Raw genomic sequence first — 21,298 nt, 5'->3', positions numbered from 1 at the left:
TTTAGTAGAGAGAGGTTTTAGAACGAGGCCTTAATATCTGGATCTAACATTGTTGATATCAAAGGTCTGCGGTTTGGTCATCGAATTACGGTTGCGGGTGTAGGACATGATGGAGGGGCTGGACGTGGTTGGGTTATCTCCAAGCCAAACGGAGTGGCCTAGTTCGTGCACGAATACGCTCTGAATGAAGTTGGATAAGTTGGTTGCGTCTGCTGATATGGTAGAAGCGTTGAGCTCGATGCGGAAGCTTACCACTTGACTGCCTGATACAGAAGCATAGTTGACGCCATAGGCAGTGTTATTGAAGTTTCCGGCGGTGATGGTATTAGGGGAGTTGTTTGATTTGGTGAACTGTACCTTGGCACCTGCGTTGTTCCAGTTGGCAATCGAGGCGTCCATCGGGGTTTGCCATGTAGAAGTGTAATTATAAGGACGAATAGGAATGGTGGAGCTGGGATAACCGTAATTCAAGAAGGTTGCGGCGTAGATTGTACTGCCAAACATTGCGAGGGCTGAGAATAACATGATGCTCATAATAATTTTCCTTTTCATACTTAAAACCTCCAATAAATGTATTATTTTACTCTATTAGAGTAACAGGGAATTGATCTATTGAAATGAGTCTGAAGTCATTGTTTTAAAGGATTAATCTCTCTTTTTTTCATAAAAATTAAGCATATTTCGTCTAAACAACTGGATTGCTGTCGAATCAAAACGGCTTAGGAACATGTCCAGGGACATGGGCTCCGTCATTATTAACAATGGATGTAAGCTAGAGTGCTAGAAGAAGCTTGTGAATAAGACAAGTATTTTTGTACCGTTCCACATGCATAATTTCCCTCCGAATACAAACAATACAAACAACTTAGAGAGGGAAAGGAAGTGCCTTAAGCATGTGCAACCGATTTTCATTGGCGGCAGATTTAGATGAGGTTAGAGATCATTTCAAGATACAGCGAGTGATGTATTATTACAAAAACCGTTATAATATCAGTCCCACCCAGCATACGCCAATCATTCTTCATCAGGATGGGGAGCGTGTATTGGATGAGTTTCGTTGGGGGTTCATTCCTTTCTGGGGACGTGATGCGGTGAATGCGAACCTGATGACCGTGCATGATAATCCTTCGTATTACAAATTGGTGGAAACCAAGCGGTGCATTATTCCATGTAATGGTCTCTTTTACTGGCGTCAAGAAGGTAAAAAAAGCTTTGCTGTTCGTGTCGTTATGCCTGATCGTGGTTTGTTCGGCATTGCCGGATTGTATGAGATTTGGAAAGACACACGGAAACAACCGCTTCGTACTTGCACGATGTTGATGACAGGCGCCAACATGGTTACCCGGGAGTTTGGTAGTAAGATGCCTGCGATTTTGTCGGAAACGGAGATTGATACGTGGCTTGACCCTGCTAATACTCGTGTAACGCAGCTTCTACCACTCTTGAAATCCTACAATAGTTCAGACATGCATCTGTACCCGGTGACACCAATGGTGGGGAATGATGAACATGATTGTTATGAATGCGTAGAAGAGGTAGAACAGAAGCTAGCGTATGTGCGCAGTTACTAAATCAGGTCAACCGATATAGATTCCAATGAAGGCGGAAAGTCTTAAGGCTTTCCGTCTTTTGTTGAGGTTTGAGAGGCTGAATTTCCGTTTAATGGAGAGGGTGCTCATGCTGCTGAGAAAAGAAAAGTTGAAATGTAATCGAATAGTAACTATAATAATTACAGTAAAAAGAAATACGTATTCATATATCTATTAAAAGAGATATTTAGTTTTAGGAGGGAAACCCTTAATGAATCCAAAATTCAACAAAATGTTTGAACAAGTCTCTCTACCCAACGGCATCGCTCTCAAAAACCGGATCGTACTGGCGCCAATGACACATATGTCTTCCAACGCTGATGGCACCGTATCCGACGCGGAGCTTGAATATTATGCACGTCGTACCGGCGGTGCGGGCATGTCTGTAACAGCTGTAACCTATGTAACGCCGAACGGTATCGGCTTCCCTGCACAATTTGCAGCTTATGATGATAGCTTCATTCCTGGATTGAAACGTCTGGCAGATACAATCAAACAACAGGGCTCCAAAGCTGTATTGCAAATCTTCCACGCAGGTCGATTGACTCCTGAACAAGCTGTTCCAGCAGGTCAAGTGGTGGCACCGAGTGCAGTTGCCAGTGAGCGTCCAGGCTCTCCATTGCCAAGAGAACTATCCGACGAAGAGATTACGTCAATCGTTAGGGATTTTGGTGAAGCGACACGTCGTGCCATTGAAGCTGGATTCGACGGTGTTGAGATCCACGGTGCGAACGGATACCTGATTCAGCAATTCTTCTCTCCGCATTCGAATCGTCGTGACGATCGCTGGGGTGGTAGTGTTGAAAAACGCCTGACGTTCCCAATTGCGGTGGTTGATGAGGTGCAAGAAGTGGTGGCGAAACATACTAAACTACCATTTATCGTTGGTTATCGTTTCTCACCAGAAGAACCGGAAACACCGGGTCTTACGATGGAAGAGACCTATGCGCTGATCGATGCATTGAAAGAGAAAAACTTGGATTATTTGCACGTATCCCTGAATGAATTCTGGTCTAAGCCAAGACGTGGTGAAGCTGATACACGCTCTAGAATGGAGTTTATCCTTGATCGTGTAGGCGGTAAATTGCCAGTCATCGGTGTAGGTTCAATCCATACAGCCGATCAAGCAGCTGAAGCGCTCGAGAGTGGTGTACCTTTGCTTGCCATTGGACGCGAGCTGATTATTGAACCGGATTGGGTTGAGAAGATTGAAAGTGGTCGGGAAGAAGATATTGAGACTATTCTCACGAAATCGGATCAGGAGCGTCTAGTTATTCCGGATGGTTTGTGGAACGCGATTGTCAACACACCAGGTTGGTTCCCAATGGCCGAAGACAAATAATAACTGATTTCAGTTGAATCATTCATGGCTAATTCTGATCAAGTAAGCAGGATACATGAAGGTTAGGGGGAGCAGAGGCTCCCTCTTTTTTGCCATGCTTTCGAAATTCTACTTCGGAGAGCACTGTGGTATGATGGATGAACAGAAATGTCTTGGATAATCAACGGTTTGGAGTGAAGGAATATGCTCGTTGCGGAACGGTATGAGAAAATAGTGGAATGGGTGGACGCACAAGGAAGCATGCGTGTTACAGAGTTAAGTGAACGCTGCGGTGTGACCGAAGAGACGATACGGCGAGATCTGGACAAGCTGGAGCAGGCGGGTAGACTCAGGCGGTCACATGGTGGAGCGGTCACGATTAAATATAAGGATGAGGGACAGCCGGAGATTCCGTATCCGGAGCGGGCTGTAACGCATGCGGATGAGAAACGTAGAATTGCGGATGAAGCAGTCAAACTGGTCGAGTCTGGCGATCGAATTGCCCTCGATGCGAGTACGACAGCTTGGTATATGGCGGCAGGATTACCGAATATCCCACTTACAGTTCTGACGAATTCGATTAAAGTGGCGGCAGAACTTAGCAATAAGGAACAGATTCGCGTGATCGCGACAGGCGGTCAATTGGCCTCAAAGTCACTGTCCTTTGTAGGGCCGCTGGCTGAGCGTTCTTTGGATGCGTATCATGTGGACAAGGTGTTTCTATCATGTAAAGGTGTGCATCTAACCAAGGGCATCAGCGAATCGAATGAACTGCAAGCCTTGGTGAAGCAAAAGATGATCAGTATTGCCGATGAGGTTATTTTGCTGGCAGATTCGAGCAAGTTCAATATACAGGCGTTCACGCGGGTCGCAGAGATCGAGAGTGTGTCTAAAGTGATCACGGATCATGGCCTGGATGAAGAGCAGGTTAGTATGCTTGAAGAACAAATGATTGAATTTACACGGGTCTAATCGTCGAATATAGATAATGTAATACGAAAGGAATGACTATATAATGAAGCATCCTTTTCACCTGAAAGCTGTATGGAATGGTGGACGCAATAGTGAGGGTCATATTGATGCTGGAGGACTGAAATCCGTCATCTCGATTCCACAGGAAATGGGCGGCCCGGGAACAGGCACGAATCCAGATGAAATGTTGCTCGGAGCAGCCGCTACCTGTTACGTCATTACGCTGGCAGCCATGTTAGAGCGTTCTGATATTACACCTTATGAATTGACGCTGGAATCAGAGGCAACGGTGGATGTAACGAATAACATTTTTACGTATGAGCGGATCGTGCATCGACCTAAAATAGTACTACAAGCAGATGCCACGGAGTCGGATGAAGTGAAGGCAGAGCGACTGGCTTACAAGGCAGAGGAATCTTGTATGATCTCGAGAGCTGTAGCAGGCAATGTAATCATTGAAACAGAGCCTGTAATTGTTAAGGCAAGTGTTGGCCCGATGTGACCAGCAGAAGTATAGACGGTAATAGCCGTCATTTTGGGTAAGATGAAGGGAAGTTCAGTATGAGCAATCAGAAAAGTAAAACCACCCGATTTGCACGTTTGCGACGTGCCATGAAGCTGAATTTCCTCAAATTGTTACGTGCTCCAGGTGGTGCTCACAAAGTATCGACGGGGTTCGCCATAGGCTTTGGACTGGAACTGATCGTTATTTCTACCGCATCGCTAATTTATCTGGTGTTCTACCCGATTGTTCGGCTATCAGGTGGGTCTTTGCCAGCCGCAATTGTAGGGAATGTTGTTGGCAAGCTTACATTCTTACCGATCATTCTGATGCCGCTTGCGAAGCAGATTGGTTCTTGGATTTTACCGGCACATAGCATGGGGAATGGGATTGTACATGAGAGTGCATGGATGGAGTTGTTCCGTGGGAATTGGTCAGCTCTGAGCGAGCTGTTGTTAGGTGGACTTGATATTCTGGCAGGCATGTCGATTTTTGGGGCAACGCTGGGGTTAATTTCTTATTTTGTCGTCAAATTCTTCTATGTAAGGGCGCTAAAGCGTCGGTATGAACGCCGATTGGAGAAACGCCATCAAGCGGCGTCATCTCCATCGACTGCTATGCTAATTAGGAAACCATCACAATCATAATAGGTAGTATGCCCATAGATGCAACGGTTGTCCACAAAATGCAGCGCGATACAAACTGAGGCGAGGCATTGAATTGTTCGGCAAGTATCACTGCATTTACTGCGGTTGGCATGGATGACAGGATCAGCAGAACACTGAATAACGTTCCCTCAACTTGAAGCGTGCGAAGGATCAAGTAGGAGAGTACTGGTGCTGCGGCTAGGCGCACGACAAGTCCTGTCCAAAAAGCGCGGTGAACATTTGGCAGCCATGGCTCCGTTGACCCACGTGGACGCAGCATCTGTGCTCCAAGAATGGCAAGTACAACGGGAGCATATCCTGTTGCAATCATCGAGATCCCTCCATCTAACGCTTCAGGCAAATGAAGATCGGATGAACGAAGGAGTATGGCGATGGTCGCTGCATAGATTGAAGGCATACGTAAGACGGACAACATGGCCTTTTGAACTGTGAATTCAGATCGCGCTGCAAAAAAGATACCGACCGTATTTACAATAATCATCTGTCCAATCACATAAACCGAAGCCTTATCTAGTCCAAGCTGGCCAAAGGCTAATAGTACAAGCGGGAGCCCGTAATTCACACAGTTCGTAAACGTGGAGACGAGGGTAAGTCCCGCTTTTTCGCTTGCTCCTAGCTTAAAGACTCGGCTTAGCAATTCGGCAAGTACCCAGAGGGCGACAAGATTAATAATCGAAAACCAGAGCGTACTTGTGACGTCTGTCCATGTAATTTCGGCGTGGAGCAATGTATCAAAGATAAGGGCTGGGCTCAAAATATAGAGGGAAAAAGTTGAAAGCGGCTTGGTATCCCAATTTTTGAATCTTTTGAGCAGAAGACCTGCAATGACAGGAAGTGAAATAGGGAGAAATACGTGATATAGCGTCAACATAAATGAGTGCAACAACGTTGTTCAGTCCTTTCTAGATGTCAAACCTCTCTCATCATATCAGAAATGCATCTTAGGATGAATAAATTGGCTATAATCCTGTGAATGTGGGTGCTGTAATACGGCTTGTCGGCAGCGTTTGGAGCGAGGGTGGATTGCTATTTTGATATGACAGATTTATTATAGAAGAGGTGCAACAAGATTACATACACATAGAGGAGGAAACTATAATGAGTGAAACTAAACGCTTGATCGTACTGACTGGCTCTTATGCCGAAGCTGAGAATGAGGGCATTTATGCATATGAATTGAATGAGGATACAGGAAGTCTGGCGAAGCTGGATGGCATCGCTGGGGTGAAAAACCCAACGTTTGTCAACGTTGATGCAGAAGGCAACAAGCTGTATGCGATTGGTGAAGCAACTTCTGCTGAAGGCAACAAGATGTCAGAAGCGGTAGCTCTGAGCATCGATCCTGCGACAGGCAAGTTGTCCTTGCTGAACCGCAAAAACTCCATTTCCGCTCCTCCTTGTCATATCCAGCGTGACCCATCCGGACGTTACTTGATTCTGTCGAGTTACCATGGTGGATTGGTTGGTCTGCAAGCTGTTACGGATAACGGTGAAATCGGTGAGCTATTGGATGAGAAGAAACATGAAGGTCAAGGCGCACATCCTGAACGTCAAGACAAACCACATGTACACTCCGCATTCTTCAGCCCTGATGGCAAATATATGATGGTACAAGATCTCGGTGCAGATAAAATTGCAATCTATTCCATTGATGCAGACAAGAATGAATTGGTACTGCACAGTGAAACGAAAACTCACGCGGGTGCAGGCCCACGTCACTTGGCGTTTCATCCAAACGGTCAATTCGCTTATGTAATCAATGAAGTGGATTCTTCAATTACTTCTTTCCGTTATGATGCGGCTGCGGGTACGTTGACAGAAGTATCTACGGTGTCTACATTGCCAGATGGATATGAAGGTAAGGAGAATACAACAGCTGAAATTACGGTTTCTAACGATGGACGTTTCGTTTATGGTTCCAACCGTGGTCATGACAGCATCGTTGTGTTTGCTGTGGATGCTGATGCAGGACATCTGAAACTGGTGGAGCATGTATCGGCAGAGGGTGAACATCCACGTCATTTCGCGTTGACTCCAAACGGCAAATTGCTAATTGCAGCTAACCGTGACACAAACAATATCGTAACGTTCACTGTAGATCAAGAGAGCGGACGTTTGAAATACACAGGACACAGCACAGGTGTATCCAAGCCAGTATGTGTGAAGCCTGTATATCTGTAAGTTTCCTGTAAGCTGATGATCCGAATTGAGGCATTGATGTGACTTATCATTTCGCATGCGTTGCTTTGTCATATCACAGGGTTGTCCAAGAGATCACTTCCTTTCAATAGAAAGGGGTGATCTTTTTGTGTTTTTTGACCCGACAGGTGAGTAGGAATATCCATTATAGTTCTTATAACAACATAAATGTATCAATAGTTTCGTGCAAGTAACTACCTCACTTCAAAGTGCGTACTTCCAGAATAGATAGTCAGGGTCTACAATAAACGAGTAGCCACAACCAAACATTGCATGCATTGAAGCAGATGGAATGGTGCAAGTTAAACATTTAGAGTCGATTTACAGGAAGTACGCCATACTCATATTTGAACAACAAAGGAGAAATAAATTATGAAATTACAACTCGCACTCGATCTCGTTAATATCCCTGATGGTATCGCACTGGTTAAAGAAGTTGAACAATATATTGATATCGTTGAAATTGGTACACCAATTGTAATCAACGAAGGATTACATGCTGTTAAAGCAATGAAAGAAGCTTTCCCTAACCTGCAAGTTCTGGCTGACCTGAAAATTATGGACGCAGGTGGTTACGAAATTATGAAAGCTGCTGAAGCGGGTGCAGATCTGGTAACTGTTCTTGGTGCAACCAACGACATGACGATCAAAGGCGCTGTTGAAGAAGCTAAAAAACAAAACAAACAAGTTCTGGTTGATATGATCAACGTACCTGACCTTGAAAAACGTGCTCGTGAAATTGATGCTCTTGGCGTTGACTACATCTGTGTACACACAGGTTATGACCAACAAGCAGCAGGACAAAGTCCATTTGAAGATCTGCAAACGATCAAACGTGCTGTAAAAAATGCAAAAACAGCTGTAGCGGGTGGAATCAAGCTCGACACGCTTCCAGAAGTAATCAAAGCACAACCGGATCTCGTAATCGTTGGTGGCGGAATTACAGGTCAGGATAACAAAGCAGCAGTTGCAGCTGAGATGCAACGTCTTGTTCGCCAAGGCTAAGCCTATGAGCACAAATCAATACGCAGCAGATATCCTGAAGGAGCTGGAGCGTACACTGAGCCAGATCGACGATGCAGAAATGCAGGTGATGGCTGAGCATATTCTGGCCGCTGAACAGATTTTTGTCGCAGGAGCAGGCAGATCAGGCCTGATGGGTAAAGCTTTTGCCATGAGATTGATGCAGATGGGTCTTCGGGTCTATGTGGTAGGCGAAACCGTTACACCGGGTATTAGTCCAAAAGATTTCCTGCTGTTATGCTCAGGCTCAGGGGAGACAGGCAGTCTAGCAGCGATGGCTCACAAGGCTAACAAAGCTGGAGCACCTGTCGGTCTGATCACCATTAAACCAGAGTCTACCATTGGACAAATCGCAGATTCGGTAGTACGCATCCCGGCTTCAGCCAAAGAGGATACCGCCACTGCTGGAGCGTCAGTCACGATTCAGCCAATGGGTTCCTTGTTCGAACAGGGATTGTTACTAGGCATGGATGCACTGGTTCTTACGTTGATGGAAATGAAGAGTATGACCGGAGCAGACATGTTTGGGCGCCACGCCAACCTAGAATAGAAGATTTGTTATTGTTCGATGAAATGTAATAATAGATCGATGGAAGACCGGAAACCTTTGATTGCAAAGGCTCCGGTCTTTTTCCATGGAAGTGACCAGCGGTCTGATTTTTCGTCTTACTTTGCATCTTGTCTCTGCTGTAGTAGAATTAATAACAAGCTTTGCTTATATAGGTTGTTCAAAACTCGGTACTGAAAACCACTTAATTGAACACTTATTTTATAGTATGTACTTATTATGATGTATGAAACGACGAGCGTACTCGTGTGCATTGTGCATGCGATAGGTGTTTGTTCGCGATATACGATTTGGAGATAGGGGGCTCGGTGAATGGCATCCGAAGTCAAGGAACGGATTAATCTGAAAGAGATTAACTGTGAGAAGGAACTAACGCTAGCTGTGATTGGCGGCAAATGGAAATTGATCATTCTGTGGCACTTAGGTTTGGAAGGTACCAAACGATTCAGTGAATTGAAACGACTCATCCCTCATATTACGCAGAAAATGCTGACGAACCAGCTGCGCGAACTAGAGGAAGATCAATTAATTGAGCGTAAGGTGTATGCTGAAGTACCTCCGCGTGTAGAATACACCCTGACAGACCACGGACAGAGTCTGATGCCAGTGCTACATGCGATGTATAACTGGGGTAAGAATTATGGTGAGAATGTCATCTGGAAGGCATAACTGCCTCCGTAAGCAATATCATCTGGGATCGCTCAATACTTACGTCGAATATATTTATGTTAGAAAATAGTATAGAAATTACTACAATCGCAGGTTATGGAGCACGTCCATAACCTGCGATTTTTTAACGTTCTGAACAAAATTTGAATCAAAAGTCTCAATTTAGGAGATGTCAGGTATACTCGCTCTTAATATGATAGGATGAGAGATATTGTAAATGTTAGGAGGATGAACAAGAACGATGGAAAAAATACGTACACGCGCTGAAGTCGCGGAGGAAACAACCTGGAATTTGCAAGATTTATTTGCCACCGATGCAGAATGGGAAGCAGAGCTTAGATCTCTCCCTGAAGCGGCTGCACATGTCGAAGCATTCAAAGGTCGCTTAGGTGAAGGTGCGGAACAGTTATTGGCTTGTCTCGATGCCTTAGAAGCACTTCAGGAACGGATCGTAAAGACCGCTTCGTATGCTCGACTGAAGCAGTCAGAAGACAGTACCAATCCTGTGAATATTGAAAATTCTGCGAAAGCAGGGGACATCCTCTCTCATTTGTCATCTTCGTTGTCCTTTGTTCATTCTGAGATTACAGATCTTCCTGAAGGTACAGTGGAACGATATATAGAGGAGCTTCCAGGGCTCCAGAATTATGCTCGCAGTTTGAAACGATTAATTAAAGACAAACAACATCGCTTATCCCCCGAGACCGAGAAGGTACTTGCTTCACTTGGAGAGGTCTTGGATTCACCGTACCGGATCTATCTGCGAGGTAAACTAGCGGATATGAAGTTTGATGATGCGCTCGATGAGGATGACAACAATCGTCCATTGTCTTGGTCTTTTTATGAGAATAATTATGAAATGTCTTCGGATACGAAGCTACGTCGCTCAGCCTATGCGGCATTCAGTGCCAAGCTGAACGATTACAAAAATACGTTTGCTGAAGGTTATGCCGCAGAAGTGAAGAAACAGGTCGTGATGTCCCGGTTAAGGGGTTATGACGATGTGACGGACATGCTCCTTAATTCACAACAAGTGAGCAAAGAAATGTACAATAACGTGCTGGATATTATCCAGAAGGAACTTGCACCACATATGCGAAGACTTGCTGCGCTTAAGAAAAGAGAACTCGGCTTGGATAAGTTAATGTTCTGTGATCTGAAGGCTCCTCTTGATCCAGAATTCAGTCCAGCGATAACCTATGAAGAAGCATGTAAGTTAATTCAAGAAGCACTTGCTGTGCTTGGACCAGAATATGGTGAGATTGTAGAGCGGGCATTCAATGATCGCTGGGTGGACTATGCGGATAATGCAGGTAAATCTACTGGAGCGTTCTGTTCCTCGATCTACGGTGCACACTCTTATATTCTCATCTCTTGGGCAAATAACATGCGCGGAGCATTTACACTTGCTCATGAAGTGGGACATGCTGGACATTTCATGCTTGCTGGGCGCTACCAGAGTCTGACCAATACCAGACCCTCGTTATATTTCATAGAAGCGCCTTCGACAATGAATGAAATGTTGCTCGCAGACCATCTACTTCAAAAATCCGATAATCCGAGAATGCGCCGCTGGGTTATTTTACAGCTTCTCAATACGTATTATCATAACTTTGTTACGCATCTATTAGAAGGTGAACTGCAGCGTCGTGTCTACGCTCTGGCAACCAAGGATCAACCGATTACAGCCCAAACCTTGAGCCAGCTCAAAGGTGATATCCTCTCCGAGTTCTGGGGGCCGGATCTGGTCATTGACGAAGGTGCGAAGCTGACCTGGATGAGACAACCACATTATTACATGGGATTATATCCATACACATATGCAGCAGGCCTGACTGCATCCACTGCCGCCGCTGTACATATACGTGAAGAAGGTCAGCCTGCTGTGGATCGCTGGCTCGAAGCACTTAAGTCAGGTGGAAGCCTTGATCCGCAGGAATTGATGAAGCTTGCTGGTGTGGATATGTCCGGACCAGAGCCTATTCGCTCTGCTGTAGCATATGTTGGCAGTCTGGTAGATGAACTCGAACGTCTGTATTCCTAATTAGGTTCATATAGTATATGGACGGACAAGGTAAGTAGGTTAATTACATGCACCGTCTCCTGGATTATGGAGGCGGTGTATCTCATTTCTAGCGAAAGGAAAGATGATGAATGGGTTTACGACGCAAATGTTCATCTCGGGTGCATTAAATATGGACGGGTTCGGTGTCTTTGACGACATGAACGGTGTACCAGGATTTGAGGGCAGTCAAGGCGGTTTCTTTACAGGATTCGGTTCATTTGAAATGTTAAACGCATGGATACCGATATTGTTTGGTGTGGTGTTTGTGGGGATTGCGGGAATCATCGCTTATGTGATCATTTCAAACTTACGCACTTGGTCTGCCAACAATGCTGCTACACTGCTCACATTACATTCCACAATCGTGACGAAGCGGACCCAAGTAAGAGGAGGAGGAAATAGCAGAGCTTCAACCTATTATTACGTGACCTTTGAACTGGATAACGGAGAACGTATTGAACTGATGGTTGGAGGCAGTGAGTATGGAGCCTTGGTCGAAAGAGATCAGGGAATGCTTACCTATCAGGGAACGAGATTTAAGCATTTTGAACGAGATCTACAGCAGCAGTCCGGGATAAGTACTGGACGTTTCTACACGTAAATAAGCGAATGGTGGCTCCTTCTATGCGTAAGGAGTCTTTTTGTATTCAGCAAAAAGAAAGAAACACAGGGTATTCAAACGCTTACAACAATGATATACTCGTAAAATAAAGCTAAACAGTATAAAACAAAAATAAACAAACAACAAAACACATATCAAAGTACAGAAGAATGAAGTGAACAATTCACAGGGAAACGTCAGACAAGAAATTTCTCATTATATATGTTGTAGAAAGGTAGGTGTATAGCCGTGAGTGTACTGGCGTATGATCTGGGCGCAAGCAGTGGCAGGGCGCTTCTTGGGCATCTGAATGATCGAGGCATCGAGACGCTCGAAATCCATCGATTCAAGAATGAACCGGTGAAGGTTGGAGAGCGAATGCATTGGGATATCCTGCGGTTACATCATGAGTTATTGGCAGGATTGAATCTAATAAAGCAGTCGGGAGAGCAGCCGGAGAGCTTGGCTATTGATTCTTGGGCTGTGGATTTTGGGTTGCTTGGTAGCAATGGTGAACTATTAGGTAATCCGTATCATTACCGTGATGCACAGTTTAACGGCATGATGGAGCAGGTGAGAGAAGAATTCACCTCGGAGGCAATATTTGAACGTACAGGAATTCAATTTCTCAGTTTTAATACGATATATCAGTTAGCTACACTTCGTCGCCATCATTCGCCATTACTTAATGAGGCAGAACGCTTCCTGATGATTCCTGATCTGCTTCGTTACTTTTTGACAGGGGAAGCTGTGAATGAATTTACGAACGCAACAACAACTCAGCTATATAACCCAACCAAGGGTCAATGGGATCGCGAGCTGTTAGCGCATATTGGCATTTCCGATAAGTTATTCGGTGAGGCCGTGATGCCGGGAACGCGTATAGGTCAGGTTCGAAACAGCATTTGTGGTGATCTGGGTATCTCCGCCATTCCGGTAATTGCGGTTGCAGAGCATGATACAGGTTCAGCTGTTGTAGCAGTACCTGCTACGGAGCGTTCATTTGCTTATCTTAGTTGTGGAACGTGGTCATTAATGGGCACGGAGATTGATCAACCGGCCATCAGCGCGGAGAGCTTGGCGTTGAACTTCACGAATGAAGGCGGGGCAGGAGGCACGTTCCGGCTACTCAAGAACATTATGGGCCTTTGGATATTACAGGAGTGCATGCGTGAGTGGGAGCGTCAAGGACAAGCGATTAGTTATGCTGAATTGTTAGCGAAGGCAGAACGCTCGACGCCATTTGCGAGTCTTTTTGACCCGGATGATGATCTGTTCCTTGCTGCTGGAGATATGACCTCACGCATACAACAATATTGCCGGGAAACAGGGCAGACGCTGCCTCAAGACCAAGGGGCAATTGCTCGTTCGATTTTGGAGAGTCTTGCACTGAAATATCGAAGAGTTCTGGGATGGACTGAACAGCTCTCCAAACAATCTTTCAACGGATTGCATATGGTGGGGGGCGGTATTCAGAATCGTCTATTATGTCAATGGACAGCGAATTCAATTGGCAAACCGGTATGGGCTGGTCCCGCAGAGGGAAGTGCAATCGGAAATATGGCGGTGCAGTGGATGACAAGTGGAGCCTTTAAAGACATTTGGGAAGCTCGTAGAGCCATTCGGGATTCATTCCCGATTACAACGTATGAACCACAAGACAGGACAACTTGGGAAGAGGCGTACGGTAGATTCATACGTATCACTGATTCATTCGGGGCACAAGCTGAGAGCGAGGTGTAATATGCTAGCAGCAGAGCGGTATGACCGGATTGTAGAGTTGGTTAATGCAACCGGCAGTATGCGTGTATCGGAGCTGAGTGAACGTTGTCGAGTGACAGAAGAAACCATTCGTCGCGATCTGGATCGATTAGAGCAAGCCGGAAGGTTGAAACGATCTCATGGCGGGGCGGTTAGCATCAAGGAGGATCAACCAGAGATTCCGTATCGGGTGAGAGAAACGACGCATGTGGAAGAAAAGAAACGCATTGCCTTGGCAGCGGTATCCATGATCCGCCCCGGTGATCGCATTCTGCTAGATGCCAGTACAACGGCAGGTTACATGGCCGCTAATATGCCAGATATCCCGCTTACAGTGTTAACTAACTCAATTCAAGTAGCTACAGAGCTGAGTAGCAAGGATCGAATCGAAGTGATCTCTACGGGAGGACAGTTGGCTGGACGTTCGTTGTCTTTTGTAGGGCCGCTTGCGGAACGTTCCTTGGAGACATATCATGTCGATAAATTATTCTTGTCATGCAAAGGTGTTCATCTAGAAAGCGGGGGTATTAGCGAGTCTAATGAGCTTCAGGCTAGATTGAAGCAGAAGATGGTTGCCATATCGGATCAAGTTATTCTACTTGCAGACACAAGCAAGTTCGGTGTCCGTGCCTTTGCTCGAGTAACTGAGCTTAGTGCTGTTCACGCAATCATTACGAATCAGCCGTTAGCCGACGATCTCATGGATCGGATGAGTGGATATAACATAGAATTAACGATTGTTTAAGAGATGGAGGGCGTAATCATGAAAGTCTCCTTGTTTATTACCTGTCTAAGTGATGCCATCTATCCTCGTGTTGGAGAAGCGATGGTTAGATTACTTGCCGCTCATGGCGTTCGATTGCACTTCCCACCTGTACAGACGTGTTGCGGTCAGCCTTCCTATAATAGTGGCTATTGGGATGAGACACGGGTGGCAGCCAAAACGATTTTGGAAGCGTTTGATGACAGTGATTTTGTTGTGTGTCCTTCAGGCTCATGTACGTATATGATTCATCATTATCCTGAGCTTTTTGCGGATGAACCGGAATGGCTGGAGAAGGCGAAGAGACTGGAAGCGAAGGCGTATGAATTTACACAGTTCCTGGTGCAAGTGTTAGGGATTACGGATGTCGGAGCACGTTTTCCACATAAGGTAACGTATCATCCATCCTGTCACGGTAGCCGTCTGCTCGGGGTAAAAGATGAACCGATGGCGCTGTTATCCGCGGTAAAAGGATTGGAGTTTGTTCCGCTCCCGTTCAGTGAAGATTGTTGCGGGTTCGGGGGGACGTTTGCGATTAAAATGTCTGATATCTCAGGAGCGATGGTCACAGAGAAAGTGGATCATATCAAAGAAACGGATGCTGAGGTATTAGTTGGACTTGATATGGCATGTCTAATGAACATCGCAGGCAATCTGCGATATCGCAACGAACCGGTGCGTGTGATGCATTTGGCCGAATTGCTATATGAGGGGGTGCAGACCGGATGAGCCAGCCAGGTGTAATGGATGTTACGGTAAAGGAACGTGCAGAACTTGCGTTGAACGATGACTTTTTACGCAAAGCCGTAAGGTTCACAACAGAACGTTTACGTAATGGAAAGAAGTCCGCATCTGAGGAGCATGGAAACTGGGATGAATGGCGCGAGCGTGGACGTCAGATTCGTCTGCATACGATCGCTCATTTGGATTATTATCTGAATGAGTTTGTAAATAATGCACGAGCAAACGGGGTTCATATTCATTTTGCAGAATCCTCTGCACAGGCGGCTGCAATTGCTCTTGATATTGCTGCTCATAATGATGCTGCGTCTGTCGTAAAGTCGAAGTCGATGGTCTCCGAAGAAGTTCATTTGAATCATGCCTTGGAATCGGCAGGGATCGAGGCAATTGAGACGGATCTGGGGGAGTACATCATCCAGTTGGCTGGTGAAGCCCCATCTCATATCGTTATTCCCGCCATTCATAAGAACCGATACCAGATTGCTGATCTTTTGTCCAAAGAAGCAGGCGAAATTCTAGAGCCGGACACGACCGTGCTTGCTGGCTTTGTTCGCAAAAAGCTGCGTGAGAAGTTCCTTGAGGCTGAGATCGGCATGACAGGCTGTAATTTTGCCATCGCAGAGACAGGATCCATGGTGCTATTCGAAAATGAAGGTAATGCTCGGATGGTATCCACGGTACCCAAAACACAAATAACACTGATGGGAATGGAACGGATTATCCCTTCGTGGACAGACCTGGAAGTGATGGCTACGCTATTGCCACGTTCGGCAACAGGTCAGAAGCTTACAATGTATATGTCGGGTATAACCGGTCCTCGTCGTAGTGAAGATGCGGATGGCCCAGATGAAATGCATATTATTATTGTAAACAACGGTCGTTCCCTCCAGCTCGGTGATCCAGAATTTCAGGAATTGCTGAACTGTATTCGCTGCGGTGCTTGTCTTAATGCTTGCCCGGTCTATCGTCATATCGGTGGTCACGCCTATGGGGGGACATATAGTGGGCCAATCGGTGCTGTGCTGACACCTGCATTGAATGGCAACATTGATGAATGGAATGATATTGCAAGTGCTTCAAGTTTGTGCGGAGCATGTTATGAGGCTTGTCCAGTCAAAATTCCACTCCATGATATGCTGGTGTATTTGCGTAGACGCAAGGTGGAAGAAGGTCATGGCAACAAGCTTGAAAGTGCAGGTATGAAAGGGTTCGCCGCGGTTGTATCTAATTCCAAACGATTCAGCGCAGCGATACGTCTCGGACAGTTAGGTCAGAAGGCCGTTGTACGTGACAACGGTATCTCACTTAAGCTCGGCCCGCTAAAAGGATGGAATAGTTACCGGGTTGCACCGAGTCTAGCTAAACGTTCCTTCCGGCAACAATGGAACAAGTTGGATCAGGAATTGAATCTGGAGCCAACGAAAATGGATGCATCTGTCCAGAATCGCATGGAGCAGATTCTGCGTGAACGTAAGGAAGGAGGCGGCAAGCATGAGTAGTGAACACCAGCAGTGGTTGGATCAATTAGAGAAGAAGTCTCGTGAGCAGCAAGAGCATTTCATGAATGACATTGCTTCCAAACTGAGAAGACCCAGACAGAGACATGCTCCAACGCAACCATTCCGTGGTGCGCCTTCTTTCTGGAATGAGCTGGAGTGGGATGAGGAGAAGCGTATCCAGGCATTTACTGAAAACTTTGTGAGTGTGGGAGCGCATATCGCTCGTGTTCAGAATTTAGAGGAAGCCTCTCAGTTTATTACAACAAAAGCAAATGAGCTTGGTGCCAAATACCTCATTAGACAAAATGAGCAAGCGATGACTGACTTGGGACTCGAACAAACCCTTCCCGATGTGCAAATTTCCGTCTGGAATACGAAACTGGATGAGAACTGGCGAGCACGTGCGGCCGAAGCGGATATCGGCGTAGTTATGGCAGATTATGCGACGGCTTATACAGGCTCTGTTACCGTGCTATCCTCACCTGAAAAAGGAAGGTCGGTTAGTTTGCTTCCTACGGTTCTAATCATTATTATTCCGGTGGAACGTCTGTATACAAGACTAGGTGAAACGCTGAATCGATTCGATGATGTTGGACGAGAAAACCTTCCCGCGGGTATTCATTTTATTTCAGGCCCAAGCCGTTCCTCGGATATTGAAAATGATCTGACCATCGGTGTACACGGACCGGGTATTGTCTATGGACTTATTATGGGCTAACTACCTTTATCACAGTATATCTAGCTGTATAATGTTATTCAGAACTGCCTGGAAGCGGCTAATCGTCTGCTGAGGGCAGTTTTTGTTGTTCTATAGTCCTATGACTTTGAGACTGTTGAAGATTAGCGCTTGAAATGTTAGGGTAAATGAGAGAAGGAAAGGGCGTTTATCGAATCGGTTCATAAATTCCCTGAGTTGCGACTCATTTTTTTTACTTCAAAATGACCATTATACGAATTCGGTCAGTCAGTCTAAAAGTTGTTTTTCGGTAATTTGGATTAAATGTGAATATTTGCAGAGAATGAAGTTATGCAGTTAAACCTAATGTATGAATCGTGAGTTAGGTATGTCTAATGAAGTCATTATTTTTTGTAGTACTCATTACTTGGAAAGAGGAGTGAGCATGATGTCATCCATTTCAGTACCACAACCCAAAACCTTTGGTCCACTGGGGAATCTGCCGCAATTAAATTTTGACGAGCCAGTACAATCATTAGTCAAAATAGCAGAGGAGTACGGCCCGATCTTCCGAATGGATTATCCTGGGCGAAGCGAACTGTATATTTCAGGGCATAAGCTCGTAGCTGAGGTAACCGATGAATCTAAATTTGATAAAAGAGTGTGGGCGCCACTCGCGAAGGTACGTGCCTTTGCAGGAGATGGCTTATTCACGAGCTGGACGGAGGAGCCAAATTGGAAAAAGGCTCATAATGTGTTGCTTCCAAGCTTCAGCCAACGTGCAATGCAAGGGTATCACAACAAAATGATTGATCTAGCAGTGCAGTTAGTTCAGAAATGGTCACGTCTGAATCCGGATGAGACGGTGAATGTTCCTGATGATATGACACGCTTGACGCTGGACACGATTGGATTGTGCGGCTTCAACTATCGATTTAATAGCTTTTACCGGGAAGAGCCTCATCCGTTCATTACAAGTATGGTGCGCGCGCTGGATGAATCTATGAGTTCACTTCAGCGTCTACGTCTGCAAGACAAATTGATGATTACGAAGAAAAAGCAGTTCGAGCAGGATATACGCTCCATGTTCTCACTGGTGGATCATATCATTGCCGAGCGCAAAGAACAGCCACAAGAAGGGGCTGACGATCTATTGTCTCATATGCTCAGTGGCAAAGATCCCGAGACTGGAGAGACGCTGGACGATGAGAATATTCGGTATCAGATTATCACGTTCCTGATCGCGGGTCATGAGACAACCAGTGGTTTGTTATCCTTTGCAATCTACTATCTGATGAAGAATCCGGATAAGCTGGCCAAGGCTCAAGCGGAAGCCGATCAAATATTGAAAGATCCGGTTCCAACATACAATCAGGTTCGTAATCTGAAGTATGTACGGATGGTGTTGAACGAAGCGCTGCGATTGTGGCCAACGGCTCCAGCGTTCTCCTTGTATGCGAAGGAAGATACTGTCCTAGATGGGCAATACCCGTTACAAAAAGGGGATAGTGTGAGTGTTCTGATTCCGAAGCTGCATCGGGATGTGGAAGCGTGGGGAGAAGACGTCGAGGAGTTCCGACCAGAGCGTTTCGAAGATCCAAGTAAGGTACCACATGATGCGTACAAACCATTTGGGAATGGTCAACGTGCGTGTATCGGCCAGCAGTTTGCGCTGCAAGAAGCAACGTTAGTGCTGGGCATGGTACTGAAACATTTTGAACTGATCGATCATACAGACTACCAATTGAAAGTAAAAGAGACGCTAACACTTAAGCCGGATAACTTCACAATTCGTGTTCGTGCACGCGGAGGACAACCGGTGATGGCTGTGCCAGGCGTGGTTATGGAAGAAACGACGATTCAAGCGAAGAAAAAAGAGCCGGACGCTGTTAATGCTCATCACACACCTATGCTTGTGCTATATGGTTCTAATCTGGGAACTGCTGAAGGTGTTGCTCGCGAGATTGCAGATAACGCTAGATATCAGGGTTTCCGAAGTGAGGTTGCTGCACTGGATGATCGAGTAGGCAAGCTGCCTAAGGAAGGCGTCGTTGTTATCATTAGTGCATCCTATAATGGACAGCCGCCAAGCAATGCCAAAGCCTTCATTGATTGGATTGAGCATGCTGATGTAGGTGAATTCCAAGGTGTGAAGTTCACTGTACTTGGTTGCGGAGACCATAACTGGGCCAGCACATATCAACGGATCCCTCGTTTAATCGACGAACAACTATCTTCAAAAGGGGCGGAGCGTTTATCCCCACTTGGCGAAAGTGATGCGAGCGGTGATTTCGAGAAACAGGTTGGTGATTGGACTGAACAGTTGTGGCCTGATCTTGCCCGCACGATGGATCTTAAGCTAAACACAAGCTCGAATAGCGAACGTAGCTCGTTATCTGTGCAGTTCGTCAGCAAACTTGCTGTTACGCCACTTGCGGAAACATATGATGCTCATGTTGCTCAGGTGTTAGAGAATCGGGAGCTCCACGATGCTGTAAGCGAGCGGAGTACACGCCATTTGGAGATTAAGCTGCCAGAAGGAATCACTTATCAAGAAGGCGATCATCTGGGTATTCTGCCGCAGAATCCTCCAGAGCTCGTTGAACGAGTTCTTCAGCGATACGGATTCACAGGGACAGAGCATCTGGTTCTAGATGCATCAGGTCGGAGTGCAGCACATCTTCCATTACATCAGCCAGTCAATTTATACGATCTATTGAGCCACAGTGTTGAGCTTCAGGAAGCAGCAACGCGAGCACAATTACGAGAATTGGCCGCATATACGGTGTGTCCTCCTCATAAGAAGGAGCTTGAGGCACTATTGGATGAGTCCGTATACATGACAGAAGTACGGAATAAACGGATTTCTATGCTGGATTATTTGTTAAAATATGAAGCTTGTGAATTACCGTTTGAACGATTCCTGGAGCTATTACCTTCCTTGAAAGCCAGATATTACTCCATATCCAGTTCACCACGTGTGCAGCCTGAACAAGCAAGCATTACGGTTAGTGTGGTACGTGCGCCAGCGTGGAGTGGACAAGGAGAATACAAAGGTATTGCTTCGAACTATCTTGCAAACCTCAAGCCAGGCGAAGAGGTTGTGATGTTCGTTAGAACACCTGAGTCAGGATTCAGATTGCCAGAGCGTGCGGAGGTTCCTGTAATCATGGTTGGGCCAGGTACCGGAGTTGCACCATTCCGCGGCTTCCTTCAAGCACGTCATGTGCTGAAGCAGCAAGGGCAGCAAGTTGGGGAGGGGCATCTGTATTTTGGATGTCGGAACCCAGATCATGATTACTTGTATAAAAACGAACTTGAAACCGCGGAACAGGAACAATTGGTTAAGCTTCATACTGCCTTTTCCCGTTTGGATGGGCAAGAGAAATGTTATGTGCAGCATTTAATGCGTGATGATGCCCATCAGTTGATCCCTCTGTTGGAACAAGGAGGACACTTGTACATTTGTGGTGATGGCAGTAAAATGGCGCCGGATGTAGAAGATACGCTGAAAAAGGCGTATGCTGAGGTGGGTGGTCATACAGCAGAGGAAGCTGATGCATGGCTCGATCGCTTACAACAAGAGGGGCGCTATGCGAAGGACGTATGGACAGGAATTTAAGGATCCCTAAGCACGAAGTAGTGCCAGAACTACGAAGTAAGACCAGGCTGGATTTGTAG

At 45.9% G+C, this 21,298-nt stretch carries 19 protein-coding genes; 17 read left to right on the top strand and 2 right to left on the bottom strand.

What is annotated here, in order from left to right:
• Positions 1–30: 30 nt before the first annotated feature.
• Positions 31–552 carry a M57 family metalloprotease gene (locus tag M3636_RS10435; RefSeq protein WP_251382414.1) on the bottom strand — a complete coding sequence of 174 codons (522 nt, stop codon included), beginning with the start codon at positions 550–552 and terminating at the stop codon, positions 31–33.
• Positions 553–893: 341 nt separating this feature from the next.
• Here M3636_RS10435 and M3636_RS10430 point away from each other — a divergent pair, with 341 nt between their 5' ends.
• From M3636_RS10430 to M3636_RS10410, 5 genes are all read left to right on the top strand, one after another.
• Complete coding sequence (locus M3636_RS10430; protein ID WP_251382413.1) at positions 894–1,571, top strand: SOS response-associated peptidase; 678 nt, start codon at positions 894–896, stop codon at positions 1,569–1,571.
• 229 nt (positions 1,572–1,800) lie between these two features.
• Positions 1,801–2,931: an NADH-dependent flavin oxidoreductase gene (locus M3636_RS10425; RefSeq protein ID WP_128101582.1), complete on the top strand. Its 1,131-nt coding sequence runs from the start codon at positions 1,801–1,803 to the stop codon at positions 2,929–2,931.
• 183 nt (positions 2,932–3,114) lie between these two features.
• The gene (locus M3636_RS10420; RefSeq protein ID WP_128101583.1) at positions 3,115–3,882 is read left to right on the top strand and encodes a DeoR/GlpR family DNA-binding transcription regulator; all 768 of its coding nucleotides are present in this window, start codon (positions 3,115–3,117) and stop codon (positions 3,880–3,882) included.
• A gap of 43 nt (positions 3,883–3,925) precedes the next feature.
• Positions 3,926–4,384, top strand: coding sequence for an OsmC family protein (locus M3636_RS10415; RefSeq protein WP_251382412.1), 459 nt, complete (start codon positions 3,926–3,928; stop codon positions 4,382–4,384).
• 59 nt (positions 4,385–4,443) lie between these two features.
• On the top strand, positions 4,444–5,031 hold the full coding sequence (locus M3636_RS10410) for a DUF2062 domain-containing protein (protein WP_251382411.1): 588 nt from the start codon (positions 4,444–4,446) through the stop codon (positions 5,029–5,031).
• Here M3636_RS10410 and M3636_RS10405 read toward each other — a convergent pair.
• Positions 5,009–5,938, bottom strand: coding sequence for an AEC family transporter (locus M3636_RS10405; RefSeq protein ID WP_251382410.1), 930 nt, complete (start codon positions 5,936–5,938; stop codon positions 5,009–5,011). The two genes, M3636_RS10410 and M3636_RS10405, sit on opposite strands and share 23 nt — an antisense overlap.
• 212 nt (positions 5,939–6,150) lie before the next feature.
• Here M3636_RS10405 and M3636_RS10400 point away from each other — a divergent pair, with 212 nt between their 5' ends.
• From M3636_RS10400 to M3636_RS10345, 12 genes are all read left to right on the top strand, one after another.
• Positions 6,151–7,233, top strand: a complete 1,083-nt coding sequence (locus M3636_RS10400; protein WP_128101587.1) for a lactonase family protein — start codon at positions 6,151–6,153, stop codon at positions 7,231–7,233.
• Between the two features lie 390 nt (positions 7,234–7,623).
• A complete protein-coding gene (hxlA, locus tag M3636_RS10395) occupies positions 7,624–8,256 on the top strand; it encodes a 3-hexulose-6-phosphate synthase (protein WP_251382409.1) in 633 nt (210 codons plus the stop codon).
• 4 nt (positions 8,257–8,260) lie between these two features.
• Complete coding sequence (gene hxlB / locus M3636_RS10390; protein ID WP_251382408.1) at positions 8,261–8,824, top strand: 6-phospho-3-hexuloisomerase; 564 nt, start codon at positions 8,261–8,263, stop codon at positions 8,822–8,824.
• Positions 8,825–9,154: 330 nt separating this feature from the next.
• Positions 9,155–9,511 (top strand): winged helix-turn-helix transcriptional regulator, encoded by a 357-nt coding sequence (locus M3636_RS10385; protein WP_056701025.1) that lies wholly within the window; start codon positions 9,155–9,157, stop codon positions 9,509–9,511.
• A 241-nt stretch (positions 9,512–9,752) separates the two neighbouring features.
• Positions 9,753–11,555: an oligoendopeptidase F gene (gene pepF / locus M3636_RS10380; RefSeq protein WP_251382407.1), complete on the top strand. Its 1,803-nt coding sequence runs from the start codon at positions 9,753–9,755 to the stop codon at positions 11,553–11,555.
• A 103-nt stretch (positions 11,556–11,658) separates the two neighbouring features.
• Entirely contained in the window at positions 11,659–12,177 is a 519-nt protein-coding gene (locus M3636_RS10375) for a DUF2500 domain-containing protein (RefSeq protein WP_251382406.1), read from the top strand.
• A gap of 249 nt (positions 12,178–12,426) precedes the next feature.
• Entirely contained in the window at positions 12,427–13,920 is a 1,494-nt protein-coding gene (locus M3636_RS10370) for a rhamnulokinase (protein WP_251382405.1), read from the top strand.
• 1 nt (position 13,921) lies between these two features.
• Entirely contained in the window at positions 13,922–14,683 is a 762-nt protein-coding gene (locus M3636_RS10365) for a DeoR/GlpR family DNA-binding transcription regulator (RefSeq protein WP_174715341.1), read from the top strand.
• An 18-nt stretch (positions 14,684–14,701) separates the two neighbouring features.
• Complete coding sequence (locus tag M3636_RS10360) at positions 14,702–15,430, top strand: (Fe-S)-binding protein (protein ID WP_145409541.1); 729 nt, start codon at positions 14,702–14,704, stop codon at positions 15,428–15,430.
• Complete coding sequence (locus M3636_RS10355) at positions 15,427–16,941, top strand: LutB/LldF family L-lactate oxidation iron-sulfur protein (RefSeq protein WP_251382404.1); 1,515 nt, start codon at positions 15,427–15,429, stop codon at positions 16,939–16,941. The genes M3636_RS10360 and M3636_RS10355 overlap by 4 nt, the downstream gene beginning before the upstream one ends.
• Positions 16,934–17,659, top strand: a complete 726-nt coding sequence (locus M3636_RS10350) for a LutC/YkgG family protein (protein ID WP_251382403.1) — start codon at positions 16,934–16,936, stop codon at positions 17,657–17,659. The genes M3636_RS10355 and M3636_RS10350 overlap by 8 nt, the downstream gene beginning before the upstream one ends.
• A 403-nt stretch (positions 17,660–18,062) precedes the next feature.
• Complete coding sequence (locus M3636_RS10345) at positions 18,063–21,239, top strand: bifunctional cytochrome P450/NADPH--P450 reductase (RefSeq protein ID WP_251382402.1); 3,177 nt, start codon at positions 18,063–18,065, stop codon at positions 21,237–21,239.
• Positions 21,240–21,298: the final 59 nt, after the last annotated feature.

It is taken from the genome of Paenibacillus sp. MER 99-2 (assembly GCF_023714095.1).
In the GTDB taxonomy this organism is placed as follows: Bacteria; Bacillota; Bacilli; order Paenibacillales; family Paenibacillaceae; genus Paenibacillus.
This window is presented reverse-complemented; position numbering and strand designations above follow the sequence as displayed.